Source organism: Pseudonocardia kunmingensis (assembly GCF_006716445.1).
GTDB lineage: Bacteria > Actinomycetota > Actinomycetes > Mycobacteriales > Pseudonocardiaceae > Pseudonocardia > Pseudonocardia kunmingensis.
This window is the reverse complement of record NZ_VFPA01000004.1, coordinates 397,795-422,792: the sequence shown is the minus strand read 5'-3', so window position 1 is coordinate 422,792 and position 24,998 is coordinate 397,795. Positions and strand designations below refer to the sequence as shown.

The following is a 24,998-nucleotide window of genomic DNA, read 5'->3' as shown; positions in this document are numbered from 1 at the left end:
CCTCCACATGGCCGACGACACCACCAGCACCGCCGTCCTGCACCACCCTGGCGGCGACTACGAGATGGAGATCCACGCCGCCACCGAGGGCGCATCCGCGTTCGACGTCGGGAAGCTGCTGCCGTCGACCGGGTTGGTCACGCTCGACTCCGGCTTCGGCAGCACGGCGGCCTGCAGCTCGGCGATCACCTACATCGACGGTGACGCGGGCATCCTGCGCTACCGCGGGTACCCGATCGACCAGCTCGCCCAGAGCTCGACCTTCCTCGAGACCAGCTACCTGCTGATCTACGGGGAGCTGCCGACGCAGGCCGAGCTCGACGCCTTCACCAACCGGGTCAGCCGGCACACGCTGCTGCACGAGGACCTGAAACGGTTCTTCGAGGGCTTCCCGCGCGACGCGCACCCGATGCCGGTGCTCTCCAGCGCCGTCAGCGCGCTGTCGACCTTCTACCAGGACAGCCTCGACCCGTTCGACGAGGACGCGGTGGAGCTGTCCACCGTCCGGCTGCTGGCCAAGGTGCCGACGATCGCGGCGTACGCCTACAAGAAGTCGGTGGGCCAGCCGTTCCTGTACCCGGACAACTCGCTCGGGCTGGTCGAGAACTTCCTCCGGATGACCTTCGGCTTCCCCGCCGAGCCCTACGAGGTCGACCCCGACTTCGCCCGCGCCCTCGACGTGCTGCTGATCCTGCACGCCGACCACGAGCAGAACTGCTCGACGTCCACGGTCCGGATGGTCGGCTCGTCGCAGGCCAACCTCTTCGCCAGCATCTCCGCCGGCATCAACGCCCTGTTCGGCCCGCTGCACGGTGGCGCGAACCAGGCCGTGCTGGAGATGCTGCAGCGCATCCGCGACGTCGAGGACGGCAACGTCGACGCGTTCGTCGAGCGGGTCAAGAACCGCGAGAAGGGCGCCCGGCTCATGGGCTTCGGGCACCGCGTCTACAAGAACTACGACCCGCGCGCGAAGATCGTCAAGCAGAGCGCGGACGAGATCCTCAAGAAGCTCGGCGTGAGCGACCAGCTGCTCGACATCGCCAAGGCCCTCGAGGAGCGCGCGCTGGCCGACGACTACTTCATCGAGCGCAAGCTCTACCCGAACGTCGACTTCTACACCGGTGTCATCTACCGGGCCATGGGCTTCCCGGTGAAGATGTTCACCGTGCTGTTCGCGCTCGGCCGCCTGCCCGGCTGGATCGCGCACTGGCGCGAGATGATCAACGACCCGAGCACGAAGATCGGCCGCCCGCGGCAGCTCTACGTGGGCGCGACCGAGCGTCCGTACGTGCCCATGGGCAAGCGCTGAGGACGAACCACTGACGAACGGCACTCTCGTCGGCTAGGTACCGACGAGAGTGCCGTTCGTCGTCGAGGGCCGTTCGGCGCGCGCTGCCACGGGGCCGCCGTTAGCGTCGAGCCATGACGGAATCCGCCGTCGTGTGGTTCCGGCGCGACCTGCGGGTGCGCGACCAGCCCACGTTCCTGGCCGCCGCCGACGCCGCACCGTGCGCGCTCGCGCTGTTCGTGCTGGACCCGGCGCTGCTGGGCCCGTCAGGGGCCGCCCGCCGCACCTACCTGTTCCGCAGCCTGCGCGCGCTCGACGCCGCGCTCGGTGGGCGGCTGCTCGTCGTGCGCGGCGATCCCGCCGACGTGGTGCCGCGCGTCGCCGCCGGCTGCGGCGCGGCCACCGTGCACGTCGCGGCGGACTTCGGCCCGTACGGGCGGCGCCGGGACGAGGCGGTCGAGAAGTCGCTCGCGGACGACGGCCGGGCGCTGGTGCGCACCGGCTCGCCCTACGCGGTCGCGCCGGGTCGGGTCCGCAAGGCCGACGGCACGCCGTTCCGCGTGTACTCGCCGTTCCGCAGGGCCTGGACCGACCACGGCTGGCGCGGCCCGGCCGACACGGATGCCTCGACCGTCCGCTGGCTGCACCCGCAGGCGGGCGACGGGATCCCGGACGACGACGCGGTCGACGCCGTGCTGCCCGAGGCCGGGGAGGAGGCCGCACTGCGGCGTTGGCACGCGTTCCTCGACGACGGTGTGCAGGACTACGGCTCGGACCGCAACCGCCCCGACCGCGACCGCACGTCCCGGCTGTCGGTGCACCTCAAGTACGGCGAGATCCACCCGCGCACGCTGCTCGCGGACCTCGCGTCGCGGCGCTCGGAGTCGGCGGGCACCTTCCGCAACGAGATCGCGTGGCGGGAGTTCTACGCCGACGTGCTGCTGCACCGCCCCGACTCGGCCCGCCGCAACCACGACCGCGCGTTCGACGCTCTCCCGCTGGCATCGGGCGCCGCGGCCCGCGATCGCTTCGCGGCCTGGTGCGCCGGACGCACCGGCTTCCCGATCGTCGACGCCGGGATGCGGCAGCTGCGGGCGCAGGCGTGGATGCACAACCGCGTCCGGATGATCGTGGCGAGCTTCCTGGTCAAGGACCTGCACCTGCCGTGGCAGTGGGGTGCGCGGCACTTCATGGGCCTGCTCGTCGACGGTGACCTGGCCTCCAACCAGCACGGCTGGCAGTGGACGGCGGGCAGCGGCACCGACCCGGCGCCCTACTTCCGCGTGTTCAACCCGGTGACGCAGGGCGAGCGGTTCGACCCCGACGGCGAGTACGTGCGCCGCTTCGTCCCGGAGCTGCGGGACGTGCCGGGCAAGGCGGTGCACCAGCCGTGGCGGCTGCCGGACGGGGTGCCCCGCGGTTACCCCGAGCCGATCGTCGACCACGCCGCCGAGCGGCAGGAGGCGCTGGCCCGCTACCAGCAGGTGACGCAGGCGCGTGGCTGATCCCACGCCCGCGATCGCGCTCCGTGAACCCAAGGCTTACCCTTCGTGAGCATCCACCGAGGGAGGGGGAGCACCTTGGCCGGCAAGGGGGAGGGGCGCCGCGGTCGTCGCGGGCGCTGGTTGCTGCTCGCGGCGCTGCTGGGCTGCGCCGCGTGGATCATCCGTTCACGGCGGGCGGCCGCTGCCGCCGACATCGGCACCGGATGGCCGCCGCCGCGTCCGGCCGGCGCCGGGGCGGAGTGGCGGCTCCCCGGCACGGACAGTGCTCCGCAGACCCCTGGCCGAGCGTCGGACGGCAACGGTGCCGGACCTGCCTCCACGAACGCCCCTGCGCCGGATGCGCGCCCGACCCCCGTGGCGGCGCCGGTGCCGGGAGCGGCACCGGCCGCGGCCACCGCCACCAGGCGGCCGTCGCCCCGTCCGCGCGCCGCTGCCCCGGATGCCGCGGCCCCGGATGCCGCGGCCCCGGCCCAGGACGGCAGGCCGCGCGCCGCCGTGGCCGCCCGGCCCGACGGCTCCGCGCCCGGCCCGGAGTACACGATCAAGGGCAACGCCGGCTCGATGCTGTTCCACACGCCGGAGAGCCCGTACTACGGGCGCACCAGGGCCGAGTACTGGTTCCGCACGGCCGACGACGCCCGTGCCGCGGGCTTCACGGAGTGGACGCCGCGCAGGCGTTGAGCGGTCGTGGTCGCGGTGGTCAGGGTGACTTCGCGGTCAAGGCCTCGCGGAGGCTCACGCGGGCCCCGGTGCGCAGCACCGAGTTCTGGTACACGCGTCCGGCCAGCCGCACCACGACGACGACGGTGAGCAGCGCGATCACGGCCGCCACCAGCACCTCCCCGAGCGAGGCGACGCCCAGCGCGTAGCGGGCGGGCATCACGGTCTGGGAGAAGAACGGGATGAACGACAGGACGGTGGCGAGCCCGTTGCGCGGGTCGTTCGGCAACAGGTTGAGCGTGAGGACGAACGGGATCAGTAGCAGGAAGATCAGCGGCGCCACGACCGACTGCAGCTCCTCCTGCCGCGACACGGTGGATCCGACCGCGGCGTACAGCGACGCGTAGAGGAAGAACCCGAGCAGGTACCACAGCACGACCATCACGAACATGCCCGCGGCGGCCGCGGGCAGCGCGAGCAGGCCGGCCGCGCCCGCGCCGACCGCGCTGATGCCGCTGAGGATCACCAGCTGCAGCAGCCCCACCGCGCCGAGGCCGAGGACCTTCCCGGCCAGCAGCTGCCACGGCGTGATCGTGGCGAGCAGCAGCTCCACCACGCGGCTCTGCTTCTCCTCGACCACGCCCGTGGCGACGAGGCTGCCGTAGCCGCTGAGGGAGAAGAACAGCAGGAACGTGCCGACGAAGGCGACGGCGAGCCGCTGCCCGCGCCCGCTGTCGGGCGGTTCGAGCGTCGCGGTGGCGAGCGTGCTGCGCGCCGCGACCTGCGCCGGGTCGACACCGGCCCTGGTCAGTGCCGAGGTGAGCGCGTCCTGCTCGACCGCGGCGCCGACGAGGGCCTCCAGGTCGGAGTCGACCGAGTCGAGCCCGACGATGCCGTAGGAGCCGGGCGCGCCGGTGAGCAGGGCGTCGAGGTCGTCGCCGCGCAGCTCGTCGCGGCCGGTGTCCTCCTCGACCTCGCGGAGGGTCAGGTCCACCCCCTGCTGCGCTGCGGTGCGTTCCAGCGCGGGCTGCAGCGGTGCGGCCTGCGGTGTCACCCCGAGGGTGTGGCCCGAGGTCTGCCCGCTGATGTAGGCGCCGAGCAGGAACATGCCGCCGAAGAAGACCAGCGTGACGACGAGACCGATCAGGAAGCTGCGCGAGCGGACCTGGGTGACGAACTCGCGTCGCGCGACGAGCAGGACGGCGCGACGGGCGGGGAGCGGCGCGCTCACGGCGCGGCCACCGGGCCGGCCTGCACGACGTCGCGGTAGAGCTCGGTGAGCGGTGGCCGCCAGCGCCGGAACTCCCGTACGGGGCCGGCGGCGAGCGCCGCCCGCAGCACGGTCTGGTCGTCGGTGTCCGGCGCCAGCCGCACCCGCGTGTGCTGCGACCCGTCACCGCCGAGCACCTCGACGCCCGGCAGGCCGGCGGCCCATCCGGCAGGCGGCCCGTGGACGTCGAGCACGGCCGAGGCGCCGTCGCGTTCCCGCAGCTCGGTCACGCTCCCGACGGCGACCATCCGCCCGTCGGCGATGATCCCGATCCGGTCGCACAGCCGCTCGACGAGCTCGAGCTGGTGGCTGGAGAAGATCACCGGGACGCCCGCGTCGGCCTTGGCGCGCAGCACGCCGCTCATCACCTCGACGGCCGTGGGGTCGAGTCCGGAGAACGGTTCGTCGAGGACCAGCACCTCCGGGTCGTGCACGAGCGCCGCGCAGAGCTGCACCCGCTGCTGGTTGCCGAGCGAGAGCTTCTGCACCTCATCGCCCAGGCGCCCGCCGACCCCGAGCTGCTCGGTCCACCGCGTGACGGCGGCGCCGGCCTCCGCCCTGGGCAGCCCGTGCAGCCGTGCCAGGTAGCGCAGCTGGTCGCCGACCTTCATCTTCGGGTAGAGCCCGCGCTCCTCGGGCATGTACCCGATGCGGCGCCGCAGCTCGGCGTCGACCGGGCGGCCCTGCCACCGCACCTCGCCCGCGTCGGCCGTGAGCACGCCGAGCACGATCCGCATCGTCGTGGTCTTCCCGGCCCCGTTGCTGCCGACGAAGCCGAACACCTCGCCGGGCTCGACCGTGAACGAGACCTCGGAGAGCGCGTGCCGGGCCCCGAACCGCTTGGTGATCCGCGCGACGTCCAGCACGTCTTCCGACCCTAGTGACCTGCGTGATCGGACGGATCGGGCGGGTCGGGGCCGGGTTCCCAGCTGTTGCGGACCCTGCGCTCCGCTTCTAGCGTCGGCCGCCAGGAGAAAGGACGTCATATGGCTTTGCCTGAAGGGCAGCAGCACGAGGTCGACGAACCCACGGTGCGCAAGGCGGTCGGCGCGGCGGCGATGGGCAACCTCGTCGAGTGGTTCGACTACGGGATCTACAGCTACGTCACGATCTTCATCGCCCTGAACTTCTTCCCCGGCGGTGACCAGAACGCCAACGTCGCGTTCACGTTCGCGCTGTTCGCGGTGGCGTACCTGGTGCGCCCGCTGGGCGGGCTGATCCTGGGCCCGCTGGGCGACAAGATCGGGCGCAAGCGGGTGCTGGCGCTGACGATCGTGGTGATGTCGGCCGCGAGCTTCGCGATCGGGCTCCTGCCGACCTTCGAGGCCGTCGGCTGGCTCGCGCCGATCATGCTGGTGATCGCGCGGCTGGTGCAGGGCTTCGCCACGGGGGGCGAGTACGGCGGGGCGGCCGCGTTCATCGCGGAGTACGCGCCGGACAAGCGGCGCGGCTTCTACTGCAGCTTCCTCGAGTTCGGCACGACCGGGGGGTTCGTGCTCGCGGCGGGGCTCGTGACGGTGCTCGAGGTCAGCCTGGCCCCCGAGGCCATGGCCGCCTGGGGCTGGCGGATCCCGTTCCTGATCGCCGGGCCGCTCGGGCTCGTGGGCCTCTACCTGCGGAGCAAGCTGGAGGACACCCCCGCGTTCCGGGAGCTGGAGGAGAAGCAGGCGGTCTCGGAGTCGCCGCTCAAGGAGCTGCTGACCCACCACTGGCGGCCGATCGTGACCTGCATCGGTCTGGTGCTGTTCTACAACGTCGCCGTCTACACGATCTTGTTCTACATGCCGACCTACCTGCAGACCACGACCGGTCTGGAGGCCACCCCGGCGCTGCTCTACATCCTCGGGATGATGCTGGTGATCATGATCGTGATCATCCCGGTCGGTGCCCTGTCCGACCGGATCGGGCGCAAGCCGCTGATCGTGACCTCGTGCGTCGGGTTCATCGTGCTCGGCTACCCGGCGTTCATGCTGCTGGCGATGGGCAATGCGTTCGGCACGGTCGCCGGCCTGGTGATCCTCGGCCTGCTGCTGGTGATGCTGCTCGGCACCATGTCGGCCACGCTGCCCGCGCTCTTCGACACCGACGTGCGCTACGGCGGCTTCTCGATCGGCTACAACCTGTCCACCTCGATCTTCGGTGGCACGGCGCCGCTCATCCTGACCCTCCTCGTGGAGAGCACCGGCAACAACGCCATGCCGGGGATCTACCTCGTCGTGGCCGCCCTGATCTCGATGGCGTCCGTGGTCATGACCGCCGAGAGCGCGCGGAAGCCGCTGCCGGGCTCGTCGGCGACGGTCATCGCACCGGTCGCGAGGATGGCGTGATCGCCTGCCGACCGCCGTCGGCTGAGCTCGTCCGGACGTAGCCCCAGCACGGCGTGCCCTGGTCGGTCACGAGCCGTTCGCGCCGGGACAGCGGGCCCTCTTGCCCGTCGAGCACGGGCAGGAGGCCCGCGGGATCGCGCACCGGCACGAGCCAGCCGGGTGCGCGCCGCCCGGTGCCGGGGCGCAGGGCGGGCCGCCCGGTTCCGGTGTCGTGCACCGTGCCGTCGACGGTGGTCCTGCGCGGCTCGCCGTCGGTGTGCGGCGCCAGCCGCGGCCAGGCCGGGCCGCCGGGCCGCAGGTCCCCGTGGACGAACACGGCCGCGGGCCACTCGTCCGGGCGCGGCGAGCCGACGACGGTGGGCGCGTCGAGGCCGTCGCCGGGGGCGGGCACGCCGTCCAGCCACCGGGCGGCGTCCTGGGGCAGGTCGGCGCAGCGCACCGGGGCGCCGTCGACGAGCAGCGGGCGGCGGATCGCACCGTGCCCGACGTAGCACCATGGCGCCTCGACGCGCACGCCGTGCTCGGTGCGCACCTCGCCGGAGCGCAGCCGAGCCAGCCGGAACCGCTCGTCGCGGCCCTCGCACCGGTCCAGCACCGCGATCTGCTCGGGGGTGGCGAGCCAGACGGCGTGCTCCTCGACGACGCCGGGCGCGGCCGCCAGCACGGCGGGGCGCTGCCCGTCGCGACGACGCAGGCCGGCGGCCCACACCGCGGTGACGCCGCGGGTGCGCGCCCGCAGCACCACGACCGGATCGGCGCCCATGCCGAGGGCGTGGCGCAGCCAGGTGATCTTGCTCGGGCACCGGTTCGAGCCGTAGGCCAGCACCGGGACGCGGCGGGCGCGGGGGACACCCCCGCGAGCGGCGAGCCAGGGGTCGAGCGGCGCGCCGGCGACCGCCCATCCGTGCGCCGGGTGCGGATCGAGGACGTGCGACTCCTCGTCCGCGTGCACGAACGAGAACGGGGGCGCGGCGCCCGGGTAGGGATCGGCCGGGAAGCCTGCGTCGGGGAGGGCCACGCGGTCAGCCCACCACCCCGGCCCGCCGCCGGCGCCACCGCCGGGTGAGCACCCCGTGGCGGGGCGAGACGAGCAGCGCGAGCGTGAAGCAGGCCGCGCAGACCAGGCCCATCGCCCCGGCGATCGAGCTGTCCAGCGGCAGCGCGATCGCGTAGCCCGCCCCGGCGCCGACCCACCCGATGCCGACGGCGAGCGCGACCATGACGACGAGCCGGTCGGTGAGCAGGAACGCCGTGGCGGCCGGGACGATCAGCATGGTCACCACCAGGATCGCCCCGACGGCGTCGAACGCCGCGACCGCGGTGACCGCCGCCGCCACGAGCAGCAGCCGGGACAGCAGCCGCGGGTGCAGGCGCACCGTCGCGCCGAACTGCGGGTCGAAGGTGGTGGCCTTCAGCTCCTTCCACAGCGCGACCACGAGCAGCAGGTTGAGCAGCACGACCACGCCGAGCACCACGCCCGAGCGGGCCAGCTCGTGGCCGCCGAACGACACCGTGTCGAACGGGACGAAGGCGATCTCGCCGTAGATGGTGGAGTCCAGGTCGAGGTGGATGCCGTCGGCGTAGCGGGTGACGCCGAGGACGCCGAGGGAGAACAGGGCGGGGAAGACCAGCCCGATGGCCGCGTCCGAGGCCACCAGCCCGGTGCTGCGCAGCGCGTCGATCCCGAGCACGCAGAGCACGGCGAACGCGGCGGCGCCGAACACCACGGGCAGCGAGGCGCGCGTCTGCGCCACCAGCCAGACCGCGACGATCCCCGGCAGCACGGCGTGGCTCACCGCGTCGGAGAGCAGGGCCATCCGGCGCAGCACCAGGAACGGCCCGAGCAGCCCGCACGCCGTGGCGACGAGCCCGGCGACGAGCACGATCAGCAGCCCGTCGTTCATCGCGCCCCGATCCGGCGGAGCTGGGCCACGGCGTCCGGGCCGAGGCTGCCCGCGAGATCGGCCGGATCCGGCTCGCGCGCGTCGGGCAGGCGGATCGACGCGCCGTGCTCGAGCCATGCCGTCCACAGGGCGCGCCGCTCGGCGAGCTCGGCGGCCGCGGCCCGGCCGGCGGCGGTGAGCGTGCCGTCGGGCGCGAGCAGGCCGCGGCGACGCAGGCGCGCGCGGGTGAGGCGGTCGGTCACGCCGGCGGGCGGGGCGTCCGGGTGGGTGAGGACGGCGTCGCGGCGCACGGCCCGCCGCCGCGCCCGCAGCCGCCGGGCCCGCCACAGCACGCCGCGCCCCGGGGCCAGCAGCAGTGCGGCGAGCGCGACGGCGAACCCCACGAGGACGACGACCGGCCCCGTCGGCAGCGCGCCCCGCGTGGCCAGGAGCGCCCCGGTGACCCCGACGGCCGCGCCGACCAGCCCGGCGAGGAGCAGCACCCGGGGGAAGCGGTCGGCGAGCTGCCGCGCGGTGACCGTGGGCACGACCAGCATCGCCACCATGAGGATCGCCCCCACGACCCGCACGCCGATCACGACCGCCACCACCAGCAGCGCTGTCATGAGGGTCTCCAGCGCCCGCACCGGGAGCCCGAGCGCGCCGGCGAAGGACGGGTCGAACAGCGTGGTCGTCAGTGCCCGCCGCAGCACCCCGACCACCAGCAGCGCGACGGCGGCGAGGGCGGCCATCACCGCGACGTCGCGCTCGAGGAGCCCGGCGGCCTGGCCGAACAGGTAGTGCTCCAGGCCCGCCTGGTCGGCGTCGCTGCTGTTGGACAGGTGGGTCAGCAGCACGACGCCTAGCGCGAAGAAGGCCGAGAGCACCACGCCGATCGCGGCGTCCGGACGGATCCGGCCGGTCCGCTCGATGCCCACCATGAGCAGCGCCGCGACCAGCCCGGCGACCGCCGCGCCGAGCAGCAGGCCGGGCACGTCCTTCACCCCGGCCACGAGGAACGCCACGCAGACCCCGGGCAGCGTCGCGTGCGCGACCGCGTCGCCCACGAGGCTGCGCCGCCGGAGCACCGCGAACGCGCCGAGCACGCCGCTGGTGATGCCGAGGACGAGCGCGCCGGCGATCACGACGGCGTCGGTGTAGGGCAGGCCCAGCGCCGTGGCCACCACCGCGGGCGCGCTCACGGGGTCCACGCCACGTCCGCTCCGTACGCCGCGCGCACCGTCTCCTGGGTGAGCACCTCGGCGGTGGGTCCGCACCCGAGCGCGCGCACGTTGAGCAGGAGCGTCCAGTCGAAGGCGGCCCGCACCTGGGCCATGTCGTGGTGCACGACGACGACCGAACCGCCCCCGTCGCGCAGCTCGCCGAGCAGCGAGAGGAGGTCGGCCTGCGTGCGGGCGTCGATCCCCGCGAACGGCTCGTCCATGACGAGGACCGGCGCCTGCTGGGCGAGTGCGCGGGCGAGGAACACGCGCTGGCGCTGCCCTCCGGAGAGCTGGCCGATCTGCCGCCGTCCGAAGCCGGCCATCCCCACGCGCTCGAGGCACTCCGCGGCCACGGCGCGGTCGGCGCGCCCGATGCGGCGGAACCAGCCGGTGGAGCGGTAGCGACCCATCTCGACGACCTCGCGGACGGTGATCGGGAAGTCCCAGTCCACCGACTCCGCCTGCGGCACGTAGGCCACGTGGTCGAGCGCGGCCCTCCCCTCCACGCCGTCCACCAGCACCCGTCCCGCGTCCGCGGGCACCAGCCCGAGCGCGGCCTTGAGCAGCGTGGACTTGCCCGCCCCGTTGGGCCCGACGATCGCCGACAGGTGCCCGGCCGGGAACTGCGCGTCGATCTCCCACAGGACCGGGGACGACCGGTACGACACCGTCAGCCCCCGCACCTCCAAGGCCACCGCGGTGCGCGTGACCGGCGAGCTCATCAGCACGGCTACCCCCTCCTAGTCCACTCCGGCCAGTCCGTCCGCGATCCGGACGGCGTTGGCGCGCAGCATCCCCACGTACGTGCCCTCCGGTGTGCCCGGTTCCCCGGCCGCGTCGGTGTAGAGCTCCCCGCCCACCCGCACGCGGGCGCCGCGCTGCGCGGCGGCGGCGAGCAGCGCGTCCACCGTCTGGCGCGGCACGCTCGACTCGACGAACACCGCGGGGACGCCGCGCTCGGCCACGAGCTGCGCCACGCGCTCGACGTCGGCGGTGGTGGCCTCGGCGGCGGTCGAGATGCCCTGGATGCCGGCGACGTCGAGGTGGTAGCGGCGGCCGAAGTAGGCGAACGCGTCGTGCGAGGTGACCAGCACCCGGCGCCGCGGAGGGACGCTCGCGAGCCGCTGGGCGATCTCGGCGTCGAGCGCGGAGAGCTCGGCGAGGTGCTCGTCGAGGCGGCTGCGGTAGCCCGCCTCGTGGGCGCGGTCGCGCTGCAGGAGGGCGATGGCGATCGCGGTGCTGACGTCGGCCCACAGCGAGGGGTCGAACCACACGTGGGGGTCGTACTCCTCGCCCGCGCCGGGGGCCGGGGCGAGCAGCCGCTCCCGCGGGATGCCGTTCGTGACCGCGTAGGTGGGCTGGCGGGCGGCGAGGTCGGCGAGCAGGTCGCCCATCCGGCCCTCCAGCTGCAGGCCGCAGTAGAGGATCACGTCGGCACCCCGCAGTGCCTGCACGTCACCCGCGCTCGCCCGGTACAGGTGCGGGTCGACGCCGGGGCCCATCAGGCCGGTGACCTCGACCCGGTCGCCCCCGATGCGGGCGACGGTGTCGGTGAGGAAGTTCGTGGTGGTCGTGACGCGCAGGGGGCGGTCGCCGATCGGCTCGTCGCGCGACGGCGGCGCCGCCACGCACCCGGACAGCGTGAGCAGGCCCGCCGCGGCCAGCACGGAACGGCGGGCCACCACCCGCGCCGCGTCCGGCATTAGCCACCTCTAACTCGGTCGTGAGCCGCTGCTAACAGCACACGATAGTGCTGTCGTCCCCCGTTCGTCGCGGCCGGTGACGAACCCCATGGTCGGCATGCCCGCGATGCGCCGACCTACTCTCGGGGCATGGCAGGGATGCGGGGGCGGCGATGACGGGCTCGGCCACCGGGATCGCCGGCACGTCCTTCCGGCTCATGCTGGGCGCCACCGTGTTCTGCTTCAGCGGCTACGCGGTGCTGCTGCCGGTGGTGCCGTTGTGGGTGGCGCGCGGCGGGTCGGGTGCGTTCGGCGCGGGCGCGACGACGGCCACCCTGATGGCCACGACGGTGCTCACCCAGCTCGCGGTGCCGTGGCTGCTCACGCGCCTCGGCCACCGCTGGGTGCTGGGCCTCGGGTCCGCACTGCTCGGCCTCCCCGCGCCGTTGCTCGCCCTCACACCCGACCTCGGGCCGGTGCTCGCCCTCTCCGCGGTGCGCGGGGTCGGCTTCGGCCTCGCGACGGTCGCCGGGAGCGCGCTCGTGGCCGAGCTCGTGCCACGGGCCCAGCACGGGCGCGCCGCGGGGCGCTACGGGCTCGCGGTCGGGCTGCCGCAGCTCGTGCTGCTCGCCGCGGGTGTCGCGGTGGTCGACCGGGTCGGCTTCACCGCGGTGTTCGTCGCCGCGGGCGTCGCCCCGGTGATCGGGGCGCTGCTCGTCCCGGCGATCCGCATGCACGCGGGCCCGGTGGAGGAACCGGCCGCGGTGGCCACCCGCTCGCTCGTGCGGGCGGCGCCCGCGCCGCTCGTGGCCATGCTCACCTGCTCGGTCGCCCAGGGTGGCCTGATCACCTTCCTCCCGCTCGCGGTGCCCGGCGCCGGCCTGGTGGTGGCGGCCGCCCTGTTCGCGACGTCGGCCGGCGCGCTGGTCGGGCGGCTCGTCGCGGGCGAGCTGGTGGACCGGCGCGGCCTCGGCGGCCGGCTGCTGGTCCCGGGGATGCTGCTGGCGGCGGCCGGCCTCGTGGCGGAGATCGTCGCGCTCGGCGCGGGCAGCGGCGTACTGGTCGTGCTCGGGGCCGCGGCCGTGGGCTTCGGGTTCGGGGTGGTCCAGAACGACGCCCTGACCGTGCTGTTCGCCGCGTTCGGGCGCAGTCGCTACGGCGCCGCGAGCGCGGCATGGAACATCGCGTACGACGCCGGGACGGGGGTCGGCGCGCTCGGCCTCGGTGCCGTGGCCGACCCGTTCGGCTATCCCACCGCGTTCGGCGCGGCGGCCGCGCTGCTCGGCGTCTCGCTCGCCGCGGTCCGGCCCCGCGGGAGGATCAGGTGAGTCGTTCCGGAGCGGTCATCCCGGGTCGACCGGGTACCGCTGCGGGATGCCGGGCGCGCCGGACCCGGCGTCCCGGGCCCGCGGCGGCAGGATGTCGGGGTTCTCCACCGGGACCTCGAGACGCAGCTCGCCGGCGTGCTCGAACGTGAAGACGACGGGATAGGTCAGTCCCGCGCGGATCGGCTCGGTCAGGCCGACCAGCGCGATGTCGGCGACGGTGGTCTCGTCCGCGGCGATCGACGAGACGGGCTCGTCGTAGCCGGCCGTGAGCACGTGCCCGTCGGGTATCCGCGTGTCGCCCACGATCCGGCCGGACTCGGCGATCGGGCTGCTCACCGAGACGAGCCGGTCCGCCCGCATCCCGTCGTCGAGCGCCGTGGTGGCGTCGTTGACGATCGTGACCTGCAAGGGCGCGGTCGCGCCGGGTTCGTACACCGTGTCGCCGGGCACCGGAGGGTCGTACGTGAACTGCGCGTCCCGCAGGATCATCGAACCGACCTGGCCACCGACTCCGCCGGTCATCGTGACCTCGACACTGGTCTGCGCCTGTTGGCCCGCGCCGCACCCGGCGAGCGCGAAGGCGAGCGCCAGTACGCCGGCAGCGCCGGCCCGCGTGCGTGACCGCTCCTGTCCCCGTCGCATGCCCCTCGCGTACCCGCGGGGGTCGGGCGGCCTCCGCTGCCCGACGGATCGACAGGATGTCGCAACGTTGCGGGCTACCGTCGCTCTCCCGCCGGGGGCAGGGGTTCGACCGCGGCGTGGTGGAGGAAGGCCTCGGTCTCGTACTTCTCGTACTGGTCGTAGGGGACGGGCGGGACGCCTTCCTCCTCCATCGTGACGTGGTACTGCCCGACCGTGCCCGTGACCCGCAGGACGTCCCCGACGGCGACCTCCACCGGCTGCTCGGTGACCACCAGCAGCGAGTCCTCCCCGTAGTCCGTTCCCGCGACCTCGAGGTGGCGGGGTGACAGGACGGCGGTGACGGCGGCGCTGATCGTCACCGTCTGCCCGAGGTACTCGCCTTCGTGGAAGTACTGGCGCTCCTGGATGTCCTCGACGCTCACGCCGGTCTCCGGCCCCGCGCTCGTGTCCTCGTCCCCGCAGGCGACCGCGGAGGCCAGCAGCGTCGAGGCGAGAACGCCGACGACGGCGCCCCGGCGTGCGCGGTGAACCCGGTCCGGCGGCGTGGCGTGGCGGTGTGTCCGCATGCCACGGGTGTTCCCGGTCGCGCCCCGGCCTGTCTTGCGCTCGGCTTGCGATGGCGCCCGGGGCCGCCGCTACGACCGGGCCGGGCTCGCCGTGGGGATGTCGAGGGCCTTCGCCGCCGCGACCAGGCGCTCGTCGTAGCTGAGCAGCACGTCCAGCTCGTCTCGGACGAGCAGGGCGGTGGCGAGGTGGATGGCGTCGAGGGAGCGCAGCAGCGGGTCGGGGAGCCGGCTCGCGGACTCGATGACCGCGTCCGAGATCTCGATCTGGGCGACGTCCGCGAGGAGCAGATCGATCTTGGGCAGGCCGTCCGGGCGCCCCCTGAGGATGCCTCGACGCGCCTCGACGCAGAGCAGGGTGCTCGAGACGAGGCGCGGATCGCCCGACTCGGCCATGTAGTCGCGGACGGCGGGCCCCTCGACCTCGTCGGTCTTGACGAGCTTGAGCAGAGCCGAGGTGTCGATGTAGATCAATACCGCTCCTCGTCGCGCATCTCGCGCAGTACCTCGGAGAGCGGCTTCTCACCCGGCGCGGCCTCGAGCGGCTCGAAGGAGGCCAGGGTGTCGAGGATGTTCCCCCTGGCGGGCCGCACCTGACCCGCCGCAACCAGGCGATCGTAGGCCGATGTCGGCTCCTCGGCCGGCACGAGGTACGCGACCAGCTTGCCCCGCTCGGTGACCGGCACCCGCTTCCCCGTCTTGGCCATCGCGACGTACCGCGAGGCGTGCTGGCGCAGTTCGCGGATACCGATGCTCTCGCCCTCGGGCAGGCTCATGGCCGAAATGTAGCACGAGATGAGCTACATTTATCGCGGTTCTTCCTCACTGGCCGCGCGCGATCCACTCCTCCAGGTGCGGCAGCTCGGCACCCACCGTCGTCGAGTCGCCGTGACCCGTGCGGACCGTCGTGTCGCCCGGCAGCGTCAGCAGCCGCTCCCGGATCGAGTCGATGATCGTGTCGAACGACGAGAACGAACGCCCGGTGGCGCCGGGACCGCCCTGGAACAGGGTGTCGCCGGTGAACACGGTGCCCAGCTCCGGCGCGTGCAGGCTGCACGAGCCGGGGGAGTGGCCGGGGGTGTGCAGCACGCGCAGCACCACGCCGCCCGCCGTGACGGTGTCGCCGTCGGCGAGCTCGCGGTCCGGCGCGCGGTCCGGGTGGGTCATCTCCCACAGCGGCGCCTCGGCCGGGTGCAGCAGGATCGGCGCGCCGAACCGGTCGGCCAGCTCCGGTGCCCGGTTCACGTGGTCGTCGTGGGCGTGCGTGCACACCACGGCGCTCACGCGGCGGTCGCCGACAGCGGCCGCGATCGCGTCGGCGTCGTGCGCGGCGTCGACGACGACCACCTCGCGGTCGTCACCGACGATCCACACGTTGTTGTCGACGTCCCAGGTGCCGCCGTCGAGGGAGAAGGTGCCCGAGGTGACGACGTGGTCGACGGGCCCCGTCACAGGACCACCACCGAACGGAGCACGTCGCCCTTGTGCATCTTCTCGAACGCCGCCTCGACGCCGTCGAGCGCGATCGTCTCGGTCACGAACTTCTCCAGCGGCAGCCGGCCCTGCAGGTGCAGGTCCACCAGCATCGGGAAGTCGCGCGAGGGCAGGCAGTCGCCGTACCAGGAGGACTTCAGCGAGCCGCCGCGGCCGAACACGTCGATCAAGGGCAGCTCGACCGCCATCTCGGGCGTGGGCACGCCGACCAGAACAACGGTGCCCGCGAGGTCGCGCGCGTAGAAGGCCTGCTTGTAGGTCTCCGGGCGGCCCACCGCCTCCACCACGACGTTCGCGCCGTTGCCGTCGGTGAGGGCCTGGACGGCCTCGACGACGTCCTGCTCGCGGGAGTTGACGGTGTGCGTGGCGCCGAACTCCTTCGCCCAGGCGAGCTTCCGGTCGTCGACGTCGACGGCGATGATCGTGGACGCACCCGCGAGGCGCGCGCCCGCGATGGCCGCGTCGCCCACGCCACCGCAGCCGATCACGGCGATCGAGTCGCCGCGACCCACCTTCCCGGTGTTGATCGCGGCCCCGATCCCGGCCATCACCCCGCAGCCGAGCAGGCCCGCGACCTCGGGCTTCACCGCCGGGTTCACCTTCGTGCACTGGCCGGCGTGCACCAGGGTCTTCTCGACGAACGCGCCGATGCCCAGCGCGGGGGAGAGCTCCTGGCCCGACTCCAGCGTCATCTTCTGGGCGGCGTTGTGGGTGGAGAAGCAGTACCAGGGCTCGCCGCGGCGGCAGGCCCGGCAGGTGCCGTCGACCGCGCGCCAGTTGAGGATCACGAAGTCGCCCGGCGCGACGTCGGTGACGCCCTCGCCGACGGACTCGACGATCCCCGCCGCCTCGTGCCCGAGCAGGAACGGGAACTCGTCGTTGATCCCGCCCTCGCGGTAGTGCAGGTCGGTGTGGCAGACCCCGCAGGCCTGCACCTGCACGACCGCCTCGCCGGGCCCCGGGTCGGGCACGATCACCGTCTCCAGCGAGACCGGCTCGCCCTTCTTGTGCGCGACGATCCCGCGGACCTGCTGTGGCATGGCTCCCACCTCTGTCGTTCGGATGCGCTCATGCGCAGCCTGCCATGAGACGGCGGCGCCGGTAGGTTCGCACATCGTGCTCGAACGCGAGGATCTCGATGTCGACGGCGTCCCGGTGGCGGTGCTGCGGATGGCGCACGGACCCGTCAACGCGATGGACCTGGAGCTGTGCCAGGCGCTCGCGGAGCGGTTCCGCGCGCTGGCCACCGACCCGGCCCGCGCGGTCGTGCTCACCGGATCCGACCGAGCCTTTTCGGCAGGTGTGGACCTGAAGCGCTGCCTGGCCGACGGCGAGCCCTACGTGGCGCGCTTCCTCCCGGCGCTGTGCGAGGCGTTCCGGGCGGCGTTCGAGCTGCCGAAGCCGCTCGTCGCGGCCGTCAACGGGCACGCGATCGCCGGCGGCTGCGTGCTCGCGGCCTGCGCCGACACCGTCCTGATGGCCGAGGGCAGTGCGCGGATCGGCGTGCCGGAGGTCCGCGTCGGGGTCCCCTTCCCCCGGATCGCGCTGGAGGTGCTCACCGCTGCCGTGGGCGAGCGGGTCGCGCGCGAGCTCGTCACGGGGGCGCAGACCCACCTGCCTGAGCGGGCCGCCCGGCTCGGGCTCGTGCACGAGGTCGTGCCGGCCGCGGAGCTGTCGGTGCGGGCCGCGGCCGTCGCTGCCGAGGCGGCCGCGGCCGTCCCGGCCGACACCTTCGCCATGACGAAGCGCCAGCTGCACCGCGCGTGCCTGGAGCGGGTGGACCGCTACGCCGACGAGGACGCCCCCGTGGCGCGGTTGTGGACCGCGCAACTCGCCGACGGGTGGGTGCAGCGCTACCTCCGTTCGGTCACCGGGCGCTGAGCGTCGAGATCACGAAGTCCACGTAGGCCGGCAGCGCGTCGCCGGAGGGCGTGGCCTGCGGCGTCGCGTGCGCGAGCTGCGCGTGGCCCAGGTAGGCGGTGTAGGCGAGCAGGCTCCGTTGCCGGGCCTGGGCGGGCGGGAAGCCGAGAGCGGTGAACTGCGCGGTGAGGTAGTCGAGGCGCCGCGCGCTGACCCGGGCGAGCACGGGAGCGACCAGCGGGTGGTTCGCGGTGGGCTGGAGCGCGAGCTCCACCCGCTCGCCCGGGCTGCCGTCGTGCCCGCCGACGGCCACGGTGAGCAGGAGCCGCAACCTGCGCCGGACGTCCGGCTCGGCCTCGACGAGCGCGATCACCTCCTCGGTGTCGATGCGCTCCCACTCCGCCAAGGCGGCCTCCAGCAGCGCGTCGCGGTTGCTGAAGTGCCAGTAGAAGCTGCCCTTGGTGGCGCCGAGCGACGCCGCGATCGGCTCCACCGCGACGGCGGCGATCCCGCCGCGGGCGAGTGCGGCCAGGGCCGCCGCCGTCCAGTCCCGCGCCGCCAGCCGCTTCCGCTCAGGCATGTCCGTACGCTACCGTACGGAAGTTCCATACGGCTGCGTACGGAGGTGGGTCCGGTGGTCCGCAACGTGCACGAACGGCTCGTTCCTGCGCCGATCGAGGTGGTGGGCCCGCTGCTGGACCGGCTCGGCGGACCGGACGACGTGCTGTGGCCGTCGCCCGCGTGGGAGCCGATGGTGCTGGACCGGCCGCTTGCGGTCGGTGCCGCGGGCGGGCACGGCCCGATCCGGTACCGGGTGGTCGAGTACGAGCCGGGGCGCGCCGTCGCCTTCGCGTTCGACCCCGGCCACGGTTTCGACGGCGGGCACACGTTCACGGCGGAGCCGGTGGGTCCGGACCGCACGCTGCTGCGCCACGTCGCCGAGGGGCGCCTGACCGGGAGCATGCGCCTGGCCTGGCCGCTCGCCATCCGCTGGGCGCACGACGCGGTGCTCGAGGAGATGTTCGACAACGCCGAGCGCGCGGTCGGGCACGAACCCGCCCACCCGGCCCGCCGGTCGCGGTGGGTCCGGCTGCTGGTCGCGCTGGAGGCCCCGCGGGCCCGTCCCGTCGCGCCACCGCGCACGGCGCTGCTCGCGGGGGCGTTGCCGCGCGTCGACTGGAGCGACGCGCACGCCGTCGCCGCGCTCCCGGGCACCCCGCTCGACCCGCAGGCCTGGGCGGACGCGGTGTTCCGCGACCCGCCGCGCTGGGTGTCGGCCGCCCTCGGCCTGCGTGAGGTGCTGGTCGGGCTGGTGGGCATCGACCGCGGCGGGCGGACGGCGTTCGACACCGTCGCCCGGTGCGACGACGAGGTGCTGCTCGGCTCGGACGCGAACCACCTCGACTTCCGGGCCTCCGTACGCCGCGAGGCGGACCGCGTCGTGCTGACCACCGTCGTGCAGCTGCACAACGGGCGCGGCCGGGCCTACTCCGCGCTGGTGCGCCGGGTGCACCCGGTCGTCGTGCGCGCGATGCTGGACCGCGCCGCCCGGACGCTGTCGCGCTCGCCCGCGGCGCGCACCGCGGAGGTGCCGACGACCGCGCGGTGACGAAGGAGCTCGACCCAGGATCACGGACGGACGCGCACCGTGGTCACGGCATGCGGCGCGATGCGGACGTGCGCCACCCCGTCCTCGTCGCAGGCGATGCTCTCCTCGTCCCGTTCGAACAGGTCCGTGCGGTGCACCGAGCGGGGTGGGGTCGCCAGACGCAGCGGCAGCACGAGCGGCTCGGCGCCGAGCCCGCGCAGCCGGACGACGATGCCGTCACCGTCGCGGGCAGGCTTCAGCGTCACCTCCACCTCGGCGTCGTCGGGCACGGCGAGGAGCTGACCGCTCGCCCCGCCGGTGCGCAGGTGGTCGCGCAGGACGATCGGCGGGGTGGCGGCGGCCGCGGCGAAGCGGTCCGCGGCCGCGGGCCGGCACGGTCCGTCGTGCGTGGTCAACCGGTACCGCTGCGGGATCTCACCGTTCTGGCTCGCCTTGAAGTTGACCATCCAGTGGTTGTTCAGGGCCCAGGACACGATCGTGGGGGACTCGGGCTCCAGGCGCTCCGCGATCGCGTTGGTGGTGATGCCGCCCAGCTGCACCAGCGGTGCGTCGAGCGGAACCACCGTGACGCCACGGCGGCCGTCGCTGACGTCGGCCCAGCGCCGGACGGGGTACCAGTCGAACGAGACCCCGGGGAGCTGGTCCTCGTTCGGCGTGCAGGCCACCCCGTTGAGGTCGACCCGGAAGTCCGCGCCGTCGAGCCGGAACGGGAAGACGATGTACACCGACTCGGGGTCGGTGTGCTCCTCCTTGTCGAGGGTCCAGTCGACGTGCAGCTCCCTGGTGCGGCTGAGCAGGCTGATCTCGCACCGCGCCGAGCGCACGCCCGGCGCGTGCACGAGCACCTCGATCACGGCACGGCCGGAGTCGACGCGCGCCGCCCCGGTGCGCACCGTCGTGGCGGTGGTGCGCTCGAACGGTGGGTGCCGCTGCCAGTACCCGAAGTCGTAGCTGGCGAAGTCCTGGAGGTACAGCGCGTCGCGGCCGCGCTCGTCGTCGACGGTCTCGTACACGTAGGCGCCGAGATGCCTGCCCTCGTGCTCGCCGGCGAAGTCGTGCCCCAAGTCCTTGTCGAACCAGGAGACGACGGTGCCGGTGGCGGGGTCGACCTCGACGCGGTACCACTCGTTCTCGATCACGTTGCCCTCGGCGCGCAGGTCGTCGAGGTCGGGGGCGGTTCCCAGATCGGTGAACGCGAAGCCGAAGCCCGGCACCCGGGCCCGCACGTGCCTGCGGTCGCTCGCCGGCGGGCCACCCCACGGCACGTCGCGCGGGAAGAAGCCTTCCAGCATCCCGGCCGGAGCTCCGCCCGCCCGGCGCTCCGGGAGCTCGACGAGCACGTCGCGCTCGAACGGCAGGGTGTTGAACACCAGCAGCTCGGTGGAGCGCGGCGGCGGGTACGCCTGCTCGGTCGGCAGGTCGCCGAGGTTGAACACGCCCTCGTCGTCGGGTTCGGCGCGGCCGGCGGCCAGCGCGCGAGCGGACCGCGCGAGCACGTCGTGCGTGCGCATCGCCGCCTCGTAGGCGTAGCCGGCCTTGCGGTTCCACTGGGCCCTGGTGAACAGCGAGCTCGGCGCATCGATGCTCGCGAAGGCGCCCCAGGTGTGCTCGTCGTAGAGCGTCATCGACTCGTACACGCGCTCGACCAGATCGCCGTCCCAGTCGTCCCGGCCTTCGGCGCGCAGCCAGGCGCCGAGGGTCTCGGCGGCCGACAGCAGCTCGTGCGTGGCCCGGTTGACCCCGGTCTCGTAGGCGCTGGAGCCGACGCCGTCGGACCACCAGTCGGTCCAGTCGCCGCGCCAGGTGGGCAGGGTGTCCGCGTGGTGCGCGGTGAGGTGGTCGCGGAACCGGCGGGGGGTGCTGAACTCGAGGCGCGGCTCGCGGCCTTCGGCGTTCCAGCGCGCCACGAACTCGGCCATCCGCGCGTCCGGCGGCCCGTTGTCCACGCGCATGGGGTGGGTGGACTCGCAGTACAGGAAGTCGAACGGCCAGTCGTCGGCGCTCTCGAACCGCCTCAGGTACTCGCCGAGGCGCTCCTCGGCGAACCGCCAGTCACCGAGCCGGGCCTGGCTCCGGCCGAACAGGTAGTGCAGCCCGTTCCAGGTGAGCAGCTTGCCGCCGGCAGGCCCCTCCCACCAGAAGCCCCCGGGGAAGGGCCGCGGCGCCCGCCCGCGGGACTGGTTGATCGCCAGGGTCAGGAAGTCGACGCCGATCTGCGGCAGCAGGTCGGCGAAGAGCCAGCTGATGCCGTTCACGTCGTCCTGCATCGCGGTCTCGACGCTCAGGCCGAACTCCTCGCGCAGGACACGCACCGGGTAGAGGCTCCGGTACATCTGCTCGGGCGTGAGCAGCGGAGTGAGGTTGTACTGCATGGCCCCGATGTCGATCGCGCCCTGCTGCTGCCAGTACCGGAAGCGCTCGACCTCGGCCGGCCCGGCCTTGCGCAGGTGCTTCACCAGCGGCCCGGTGACCTCGCACACCCACCGGTAGCGGTCGGGCTCGGCGCGGTCGGCGGTCGCCTCGATGAGGTCCAGCGCCTGGCCGACGAACTCGCCGTGCTGCTGGAAGCAGACGTCCTGGTAGTCGTTGTAGCCGATGTCGTGGTGGGTGTGGTTACTGATGTAGACGGTCGTGATCTTCTCGGTCATCCGGTGTCTCTCCCGCCCCCTCCGGCACGACGACGAGCAGTGTCGGCGCACGGTGAAGGTATCGGTACCATCGCTGGTCTGCAATGGAGCTGGGCAGGGACTTGTTATCCGTACCGCACGGGTCAGAGGTAGCCGGACGGGTCGCGATCGCGTTCGGTCGGGGCCGGGGAGTCGGACGGGGCCGCCTGCCGTGCCCGCCGCCGGGCCAGCCACGCGCCGCCCGCGGCGCTCACGAGGGCGGCGATCCCGGCGAGGACGCCCTGCGCGCTCATCACGAAGGCGGCCAGTGCCTCCCACGCCCGCCCCAGGTACCAGCCCATGGTGGCCGTCGCGTGCAGCCGCACCTCGATCTGGCGGTTCTCGAGGAGGACCTGGGCGCCGTCGGCGCCCACGACGCTCGCGACGATCGACAGCCGGTGCAGCCCGGGCTCGTCCGCAACGATCTGCCACTGCCACGTCGTCTCCGGCCGGTCGGGCAGCAGGAGCTGGACCTCCGCGGAGACCGGCTCGATGCGGACGGGGAGCAGCGGGGCCACGAGCCGCAGCTGGACGTGGTCACCCACCACGATCTCGTCCTTGAACAGGTCCTGGTCCTGGTCCTGGGGCACCGCGGGGAAGTCCGGGCATGCGCCGGTCGAGACGGACGCCGTGAGCGGCGTCGGCTGCCCGACCGTCACCGGCACGTCCCTGCCGCCGGTGCCGAGGCACCCGGGCACGGTGCCCCCGTCGTCGCTGGCCCCGCAGGCGCCGAGGAGCAGGCCGGTGAGCAGCACGACGAGGATCCACGGCGAGGGCGGCCATCCGCCATGCCCCCGGGCGTCATCGGTCACGGAGCCCCCGGCCGTCCGCGTGAACGCGACGCTGGTGCGTCGTCCGACCACCGAGCGTAGCTCCACTCGGTCGTGTCCGGGCGCGCCGGCCGCCGCGGAGCGTGGAGCGGGTACGGGAAGCGCGGCTGATCCGATCGGGACGATCAGGCCATCAGCGGGGCCGGCTCGCCCAGTGCGTCGGCGATGATCGGCGGGATCTCCCGTTTGCCCGTGCCGTCCGCCGCGATCACCACGTAGACCGTGCGGCCTGCGCACGTCACCTCGTGGCCGTCGCGGCGCACCTCGAAGTCCAGCGCGAAGCTGGTGCGCCCGATCCGCGCGGTCGACACGGCCACCTCGGCCGCGTCCTGCCAGCGCAGCCCGGCCTTCCAGTCGATCTCCGAGCGCACCAGCTGCACGTCGTAGCCCGCGGCGAGCATCGCCTTGTACGGCAGCCCCCTGGCCTCCAGGAACGCGCTCATCGCGTCGTCGAAGTACGCCAGGTACCAGGCGTTGAACACGACACCCTGCGCGTCGACCTCGAGGTAGCGGACGGAGAGGGGGTGGGTGAAGACATCGCTCACGACAGAGCCCGGGAGACGAACGCGGTGACCTCGGCCAGGACCTCGTCGCTGGTGGTCTCGTTGAAGATCTCGTGGCGGGCGCCGGGCAGGACATGTTCCTCGAACCGGGCTCCGCGCAGCGCCTCGATGCCCTCCCGCGTGCCGTCGACGGGCACCAGCCGGTCGTCCCCACCGTGCATCCACAACGTGGGCAGCGCGTCGGGGAGCCTGCCTTCGGCACGGATCCGGTCGAGGCAGGCGGCGAGCGCCTCGAGGGTGGTGCGGGCGAACCGGCCGTGCCAGACCAGCGGATCGGCGGCGTAGGCGGCGCCGACGGCCGGGTCGCGGGAGAGCGTGTCCGGGTCGATCGGGGTGTCGGGGATCTCGTCGAGCGCGAGCAGGGACGTCGCGGAGTCCCAGCGCCCCAGCACGGGACCGGACAGCACGAGTGCGGCCAGCTCGTCGCCGTACCGCTGGGCGTAGCGCGCCGCGATCATGCCGCCCATCGAGTGCCCGACCAGGACGGTGGGCAGCTCCGGCTCGCGGGTGCGCGCGGCGAGCTCGTGGAAGTCGGCGACGACCTGCTCGTAGTCCCCGATCAGCACGCGCTCGCCCGTGCTGCGCCCGTGGCCGACGTGGTCGACGCCGTGCACGACCGCGCCGTGGCGCACCAGGGTGTCGGCCACGTGCTCGTAGCGGCCGATGTGCTCGCCGTAGCCGTGGCAGAGCAGCGCGACGTAGCGCCGCTGCGACCCGGCCCAGGTGCGGGCGGTGAGCTCGCCCGCGTGCCCCGGGTAGGTCCACTCCTGCGAGTCGGCCATCCGATCCCCTCTCCTCAGTCGCTGATCCGTTCCCGGATCGTCCGGTTCACCGCGCGGCCGAACGCCGTGACCACACCGAGCACCGTCACCGGCTTGAGCTGCGACAGCGCGGTGGCGAGCCGGTGCCGCTCCTCCGGCGGGCGGCCGCGATCACGGTAGGGCTGCAGCACCTCGGCCTGGAACATCGCCATGAGGTCGTCGGCGAGCGCGGTGGTGTGCTTCTCGATCAGCTCGTGCGCACGCCGCCACACGTCGCTGGGCAGGCCCGAGTCGATCGCGGCGAGCGCGCTGGAGAGCGGGGCGGAGCCGTGCAGCTGGACGCGGTCGCCGTCCAGGTGGGTCACCGCGCCGAGGCTCTGCAGGGCGTCGAGGTCGTCCGCGGAGAGCGTGCGGCCGGCGCGCCGCTCGAGCTCCGCGCGGTCGACCTCCTCGATCTCCTCGGGCACCCACGGCGTGAGCAGCGCGCGCTGCAGCGCCAGCGTCTCGTGGCCCGCGTCGGCGGGCAGCCGCTCCAGGTGGCCCTCGATCGCCGACAGCGTGAACCCGAGCGCCGACAGCTCGCTGACCAGCTCGAGGCGGGCCAGGTGGTCGGGGCCGTAGAGCCCGGTGCGGCCGCGCAGCTGCGGCGGCGGGAGCAGGCCGCGTCCCGAGTAGTACCGGATGTTGCGCACCGTGATGCCGGTGCGGTCGGCGAGCTGGTCGATCGTCAGGAGCTCACCCTGGTCGGGTGGCGATGGTGCCGCCATGAGCGGCAGATTACGGGATGCCTTGACCTATGTGACAGTGCTGCTGTAGCAAAGCGGAGGGGTTCACCCGGTCGTCG

The 24,998-nt window shown here is 73.7% G+C and carries 26 protein-coding genes; 7 read left to right on the top strand and 19 right to left on the bottom strand.

What is annotated here, in order from left to right; genetic code table 11:
• Positions 1-7: 7 nt before the first annotated feature.
• From FB558_RS31785 to FB558_RS31775, 3 genes are all read left to right on the top strand, one after another.
• Complete coding sequence (locus tag FB558_RS31785; RefSeq protein ID WP_142059894.1) at positions 8-1,309, top strand: citrate synthase; 1,302 nt, start codon at positions 8-10, stop codon at positions 1,307-1,309.
• Between the two features lie 113 nt (positions 1,310-1,422).
• A complete protein-coding gene (locus FB558_RS31780) occupies positions 1,423-2,793 on the top strand; it encodes a cryptochrome/photolyase family protein (protein ID WP_142059892.1) in 1,371 nt (456 codons plus the stop codon).
• A 75-nt stretch (positions 2,794-2,868) separates the two neighbouring features.
• On the top strand, positions 2,869-3,474 hold the full coding sequence (locus FB558_RS31775; protein ID WP_142059890.1) for a sunset domain-containing protein: 606 nt from the start codon (positions 2,869-2,871) through the stop codon (positions 3,472-3,474).
• Between the two features lie 19 nt (positions 3,475-3,493).
• On the opposite strand, the gene FB558_RS31770 is transcribed toward FB558_RS31775, so the two are convergent.
• Complete coding sequence (locus FB558_RS31770) at positions 3,494-4,684, bottom strand: ABC transporter permease (protein WP_142059888.1); 1,191 nt, start codon at positions 4,682-4,684, stop codon at positions 3,494-3,496.
• Positions 4,681-5,589: an ABC transporter ATP-binding protein gene (locus tag FB558_RS31765; protein ID WP_246106900.1), complete on the bottom strand. Its 909-nt coding sequence runs from the start codon at positions 5,587-5,589 to the stop codon at positions 4,681-4,683. Before FB558_RS31765 ends, FB558_RS31770 begins: the two co-directional genes overlap by 4 nt.
• Positions 5,590-5,709: 120 nt before the next feature.
• Here FB558_RS31765 and FB558_RS31760 point away from each other — a divergent pair, with 120 nt between their 5' ends.
• Positions 5,710-7,050 carry an MFS transporter gene (locus FB558_RS31760; RefSeq protein WP_142059886.1) on the top strand — a complete coding sequence of 447 codons (1,341 nt, stop codon included), beginning with the start codon at positions 5,710-5,712 and terminating at the stop codon, positions 7,048-7,050.
• Here FB558_RS31760 and FB558_RS44915 read toward each other — a convergent pair.
• The 5 genes from FB558_RS44915 to FB558_RS31735 are packed head-to-tail and all read right to left on the bottom strand — an operon-like array spanning position 7,022 to position 11,859.
• Entirely contained in the window at positions 7,022-8,068 is a 1,047-nt protein-coding gene (locus FB558_RS44915; RefSeq protein ID WP_246106899.1) for a gamma-glutamylcyclotransferase family protein, read from the bottom strand. The two genes, FB558_RS31760 and FB558_RS44915, sit on opposite strands and share 29 nt — an antisense overlap.
• A gap of 4 nt (positions 8,069-8,072) precedes the next feature.
• The gene (locus tag FB558_RS31750) at positions 8,073-8,954 is read right to left on the bottom strand and encodes a metal ABC transporter permease (RefSeq protein WP_142059884.1); all 882 of its coding nucleotides are present in this window, start codon (positions 8,952-8,954) and stop codon (positions 8,073-8,075) included.
• Positions 8,951-10,135, bottom strand: coding sequence for a metal ABC transporter permease (locus tag FB558_RS31745; protein WP_246106898.1), 1,185 nt, complete (start codon positions 10,133-10,135; stop codon positions 8,951-8,953). The genes FB558_RS31750 and FB558_RS31745 overlap by 4 nt, the downstream gene beginning before the upstream one ends.
• Entirely contained in the window at positions 10,132-10,878 is a 747-nt protein-coding gene (locus FB558_RS31740) for a metal ABC transporter ATP-binding protein (protein WP_142059882.1), read from the bottom strand. Before FB558_RS31740 ends, FB558_RS31745 begins: the two co-directional genes overlap by 4 nt.
• An 18-nt stretch (positions 10,879-10,896) precedes the next feature.
• Positions 10,897-11,859, bottom strand: a complete 963-nt coding sequence (locus FB558_RS31735; protein ID WP_142059880.1) for a metal ABC transporter solute-binding protein, Zn/Mn family — start codon at positions 11,857-11,859, stop codon at positions 10,897-10,899.
• Between the two features lie 152 nt (positions 11,860-12,011).
• Between FB558_RS31735 and FB558_RS31730 the strand changes: the two genes are divergently transcribed.
• Positions 12,012-13,166: an MFS transporter gene (locus tag FB558_RS31730; protein ID WP_142059878.1), complete on the top strand. Its 1,155-nt coding sequence runs from the start codon at positions 12,012-12,014 to the stop codon at positions 13,164-13,166.
• A 15-nt stretch (positions 13,167-13,181) separates the two neighbouring features.
• On the opposite strand, the gene FB558_RS31725 is transcribed toward FB558_RS31730, so the two are convergent.
• The 6 genes from FB558_RS31725 to FB558_RS31700 form a co-directional block, all read right to left on the bottom strand.
• On the bottom strand, positions 13,182-13,808 hold the full coding sequence (locus FB558_RS31725) for a copper chaperone PCu(A)C (RefSeq protein ID WP_142059876.1): 627 nt from the start codon (positions 13,806-13,808) through the stop codon (positions 13,182-13,184).
• A 74-nt stretch (positions 13,809-13,882) separates the two neighbouring features.
• A complete protein-coding gene (locus FB558_RS31720) occupies positions 13,883-14,374 on the bottom strand; it encodes a single stranded DNA-binding domain-containing protein (RefSeq protein WP_142059874.1) in 492 nt (163 codons plus the stop codon).
• A 69-nt stretch (positions 14,375-14,443) separates the two neighbouring features.
• Complete coding sequence (locus FB558_RS31715; RefSeq protein WP_142059872.1) at positions 14,444-14,845, bottom strand: type II toxin-antitoxin system VapC family toxin; 402 nt, start codon at positions 14,843-14,845, stop codon at positions 14,444-14,446.
• Positions 14,842-15,147, bottom strand: coding sequence for a type II toxin-antitoxin system Phd/YefM family antitoxin (locus FB558_RS31710; RefSeq protein ID WP_142059870.1), 306 nt, complete (start codon positions 15,145-15,147; stop codon positions 14,842-14,844). The genes FB558_RS31715 and FB558_RS31710 overlap by 4 nt, the downstream gene beginning before the upstream one ends.
• Positions 15,148-15,193: 46 nt before the next feature.
• Complete coding sequence (locus FB558_RS31705) at positions 15,194-15,823, bottom strand: MBL fold metallo-hydrolase (RefSeq protein ID WP_142059868.1); 630 nt, start codon at positions 15,821-15,823, stop codon at positions 15,194-15,196.
• Entirely contained in the window at positions 15,820-16,905 is a 1,086-nt protein-coding gene (locus tag FB558_RS31700) for an S-(hydroxymethyl)mycothiol dehydrogenase (RefSeq protein ID WP_142059866.1), read from the bottom strand. Before FB558_RS31700 ends, FB558_RS31705 begins: the two co-directional genes overlap by 4 nt.
• Before the next feature lie 76 nt (positions 16,906-16,981).
• Here FB558_RS31700 and FB558_RS31695 point away from each other — a divergent pair, with 76 nt between their 5' ends.
• Positions 16,982-17,746 (top strand): enoyl-CoA hydratase/isomerase family protein, encoded by a 765-nt coding sequence (locus FB558_RS31695; protein ID WP_246106897.1) that lies wholly within the window; start codon positions 16,982-16,984, stop codon positions 17,744-17,746.
• On the opposite strand, the gene FB558_RS31690 is transcribed toward FB558_RS31695, so the two are convergent.
• Positions 17,733-18,305, bottom strand: coding sequence for a TetR/AcrR family transcriptional regulator (locus FB558_RS31690; RefSeq protein ID WP_142059862.1), 573 nt, complete (start codon positions 18,303-18,305; stop codon positions 17,733-17,735). The two genes, FB558_RS31695 and FB558_RS31690, sit on opposite strands and share 14 nt — an antisense overlap.
• A gap of 54 nt (positions 18,306-18,359) precedes the next feature.
• Between FB558_RS31690 and FB558_RS31685 the strand changes: the two genes are divergently transcribed.
• Positions 18,360-19,334 (top strand): DUF2867 domain-containing protein, encoded by a 975-nt coding sequence (locus tag FB558_RS31685; RefSeq protein WP_211366993.1) that lies wholly within the window; start codon positions 18,360-18,362, stop codon positions 19,332-19,334.
• Positions 19,335-19,354: 20 nt separating this feature from the next.
• Here the strand turns inward: FB558_RS31685 and FB558_RS31680 are convergent, their stop codons facing one another.
• From FB558_RS31680 to FB558_RS31660, 5 genes are all read right to left on the bottom strand, one after another.
• Entirely contained in the window at positions 19,355-21,982 is a 2,628-nt protein-coding gene (locus FB558_RS31680) for a glycoside hydrolase family 38 N-terminal domain-containing protein (RefSeq protein ID WP_142059858.1), read from the bottom strand.
• Positions 21,983-22,104: 122 nt separating this feature from the next.
• Entirely contained in the window at positions 22,105-22,812 is a 708-nt protein-coding gene (locus tag FB558_RS31675; RefSeq protein ID WP_142059856.1) for a hypothetical protein, read from the bottom strand.
• A 143-nt stretch (positions 22,813-22,955) separates the two neighbouring features.
• Positions 22,956-23,375 (bottom strand): acyl-CoA thioesterase, encoded by a 420-nt coding sequence (locus FB558_RS31670; RefSeq protein WP_142059854.1) that lies wholly within the window; start codon positions 23,373-23,375, stop codon positions 22,956-22,958.
• Positions 23,372-24,175 (bottom strand): alpha/beta hydrolase, encoded by an 804-nt coding sequence (locus FB558_RS31665; protein WP_142059852.1) that lies wholly within the window; start codon positions 24,173-24,175, stop codon positions 23,372-23,374. Before FB558_RS31665 ends, FB558_RS31670 begins: the two co-directional genes overlap by 4 nt.
• A 14-nt stretch (positions 24,176-24,189) precedes the next feature.
• A complete protein-coding gene (locus tag FB558_RS31660; protein WP_142059850.1) occupies positions 24,190-24,921 on the bottom strand; it encodes a MerR family transcriptional regulator in 732 nt (243 codons plus the stop codon).
• Positions 24,922-24,998: the final 77 nt, after the last annotated feature.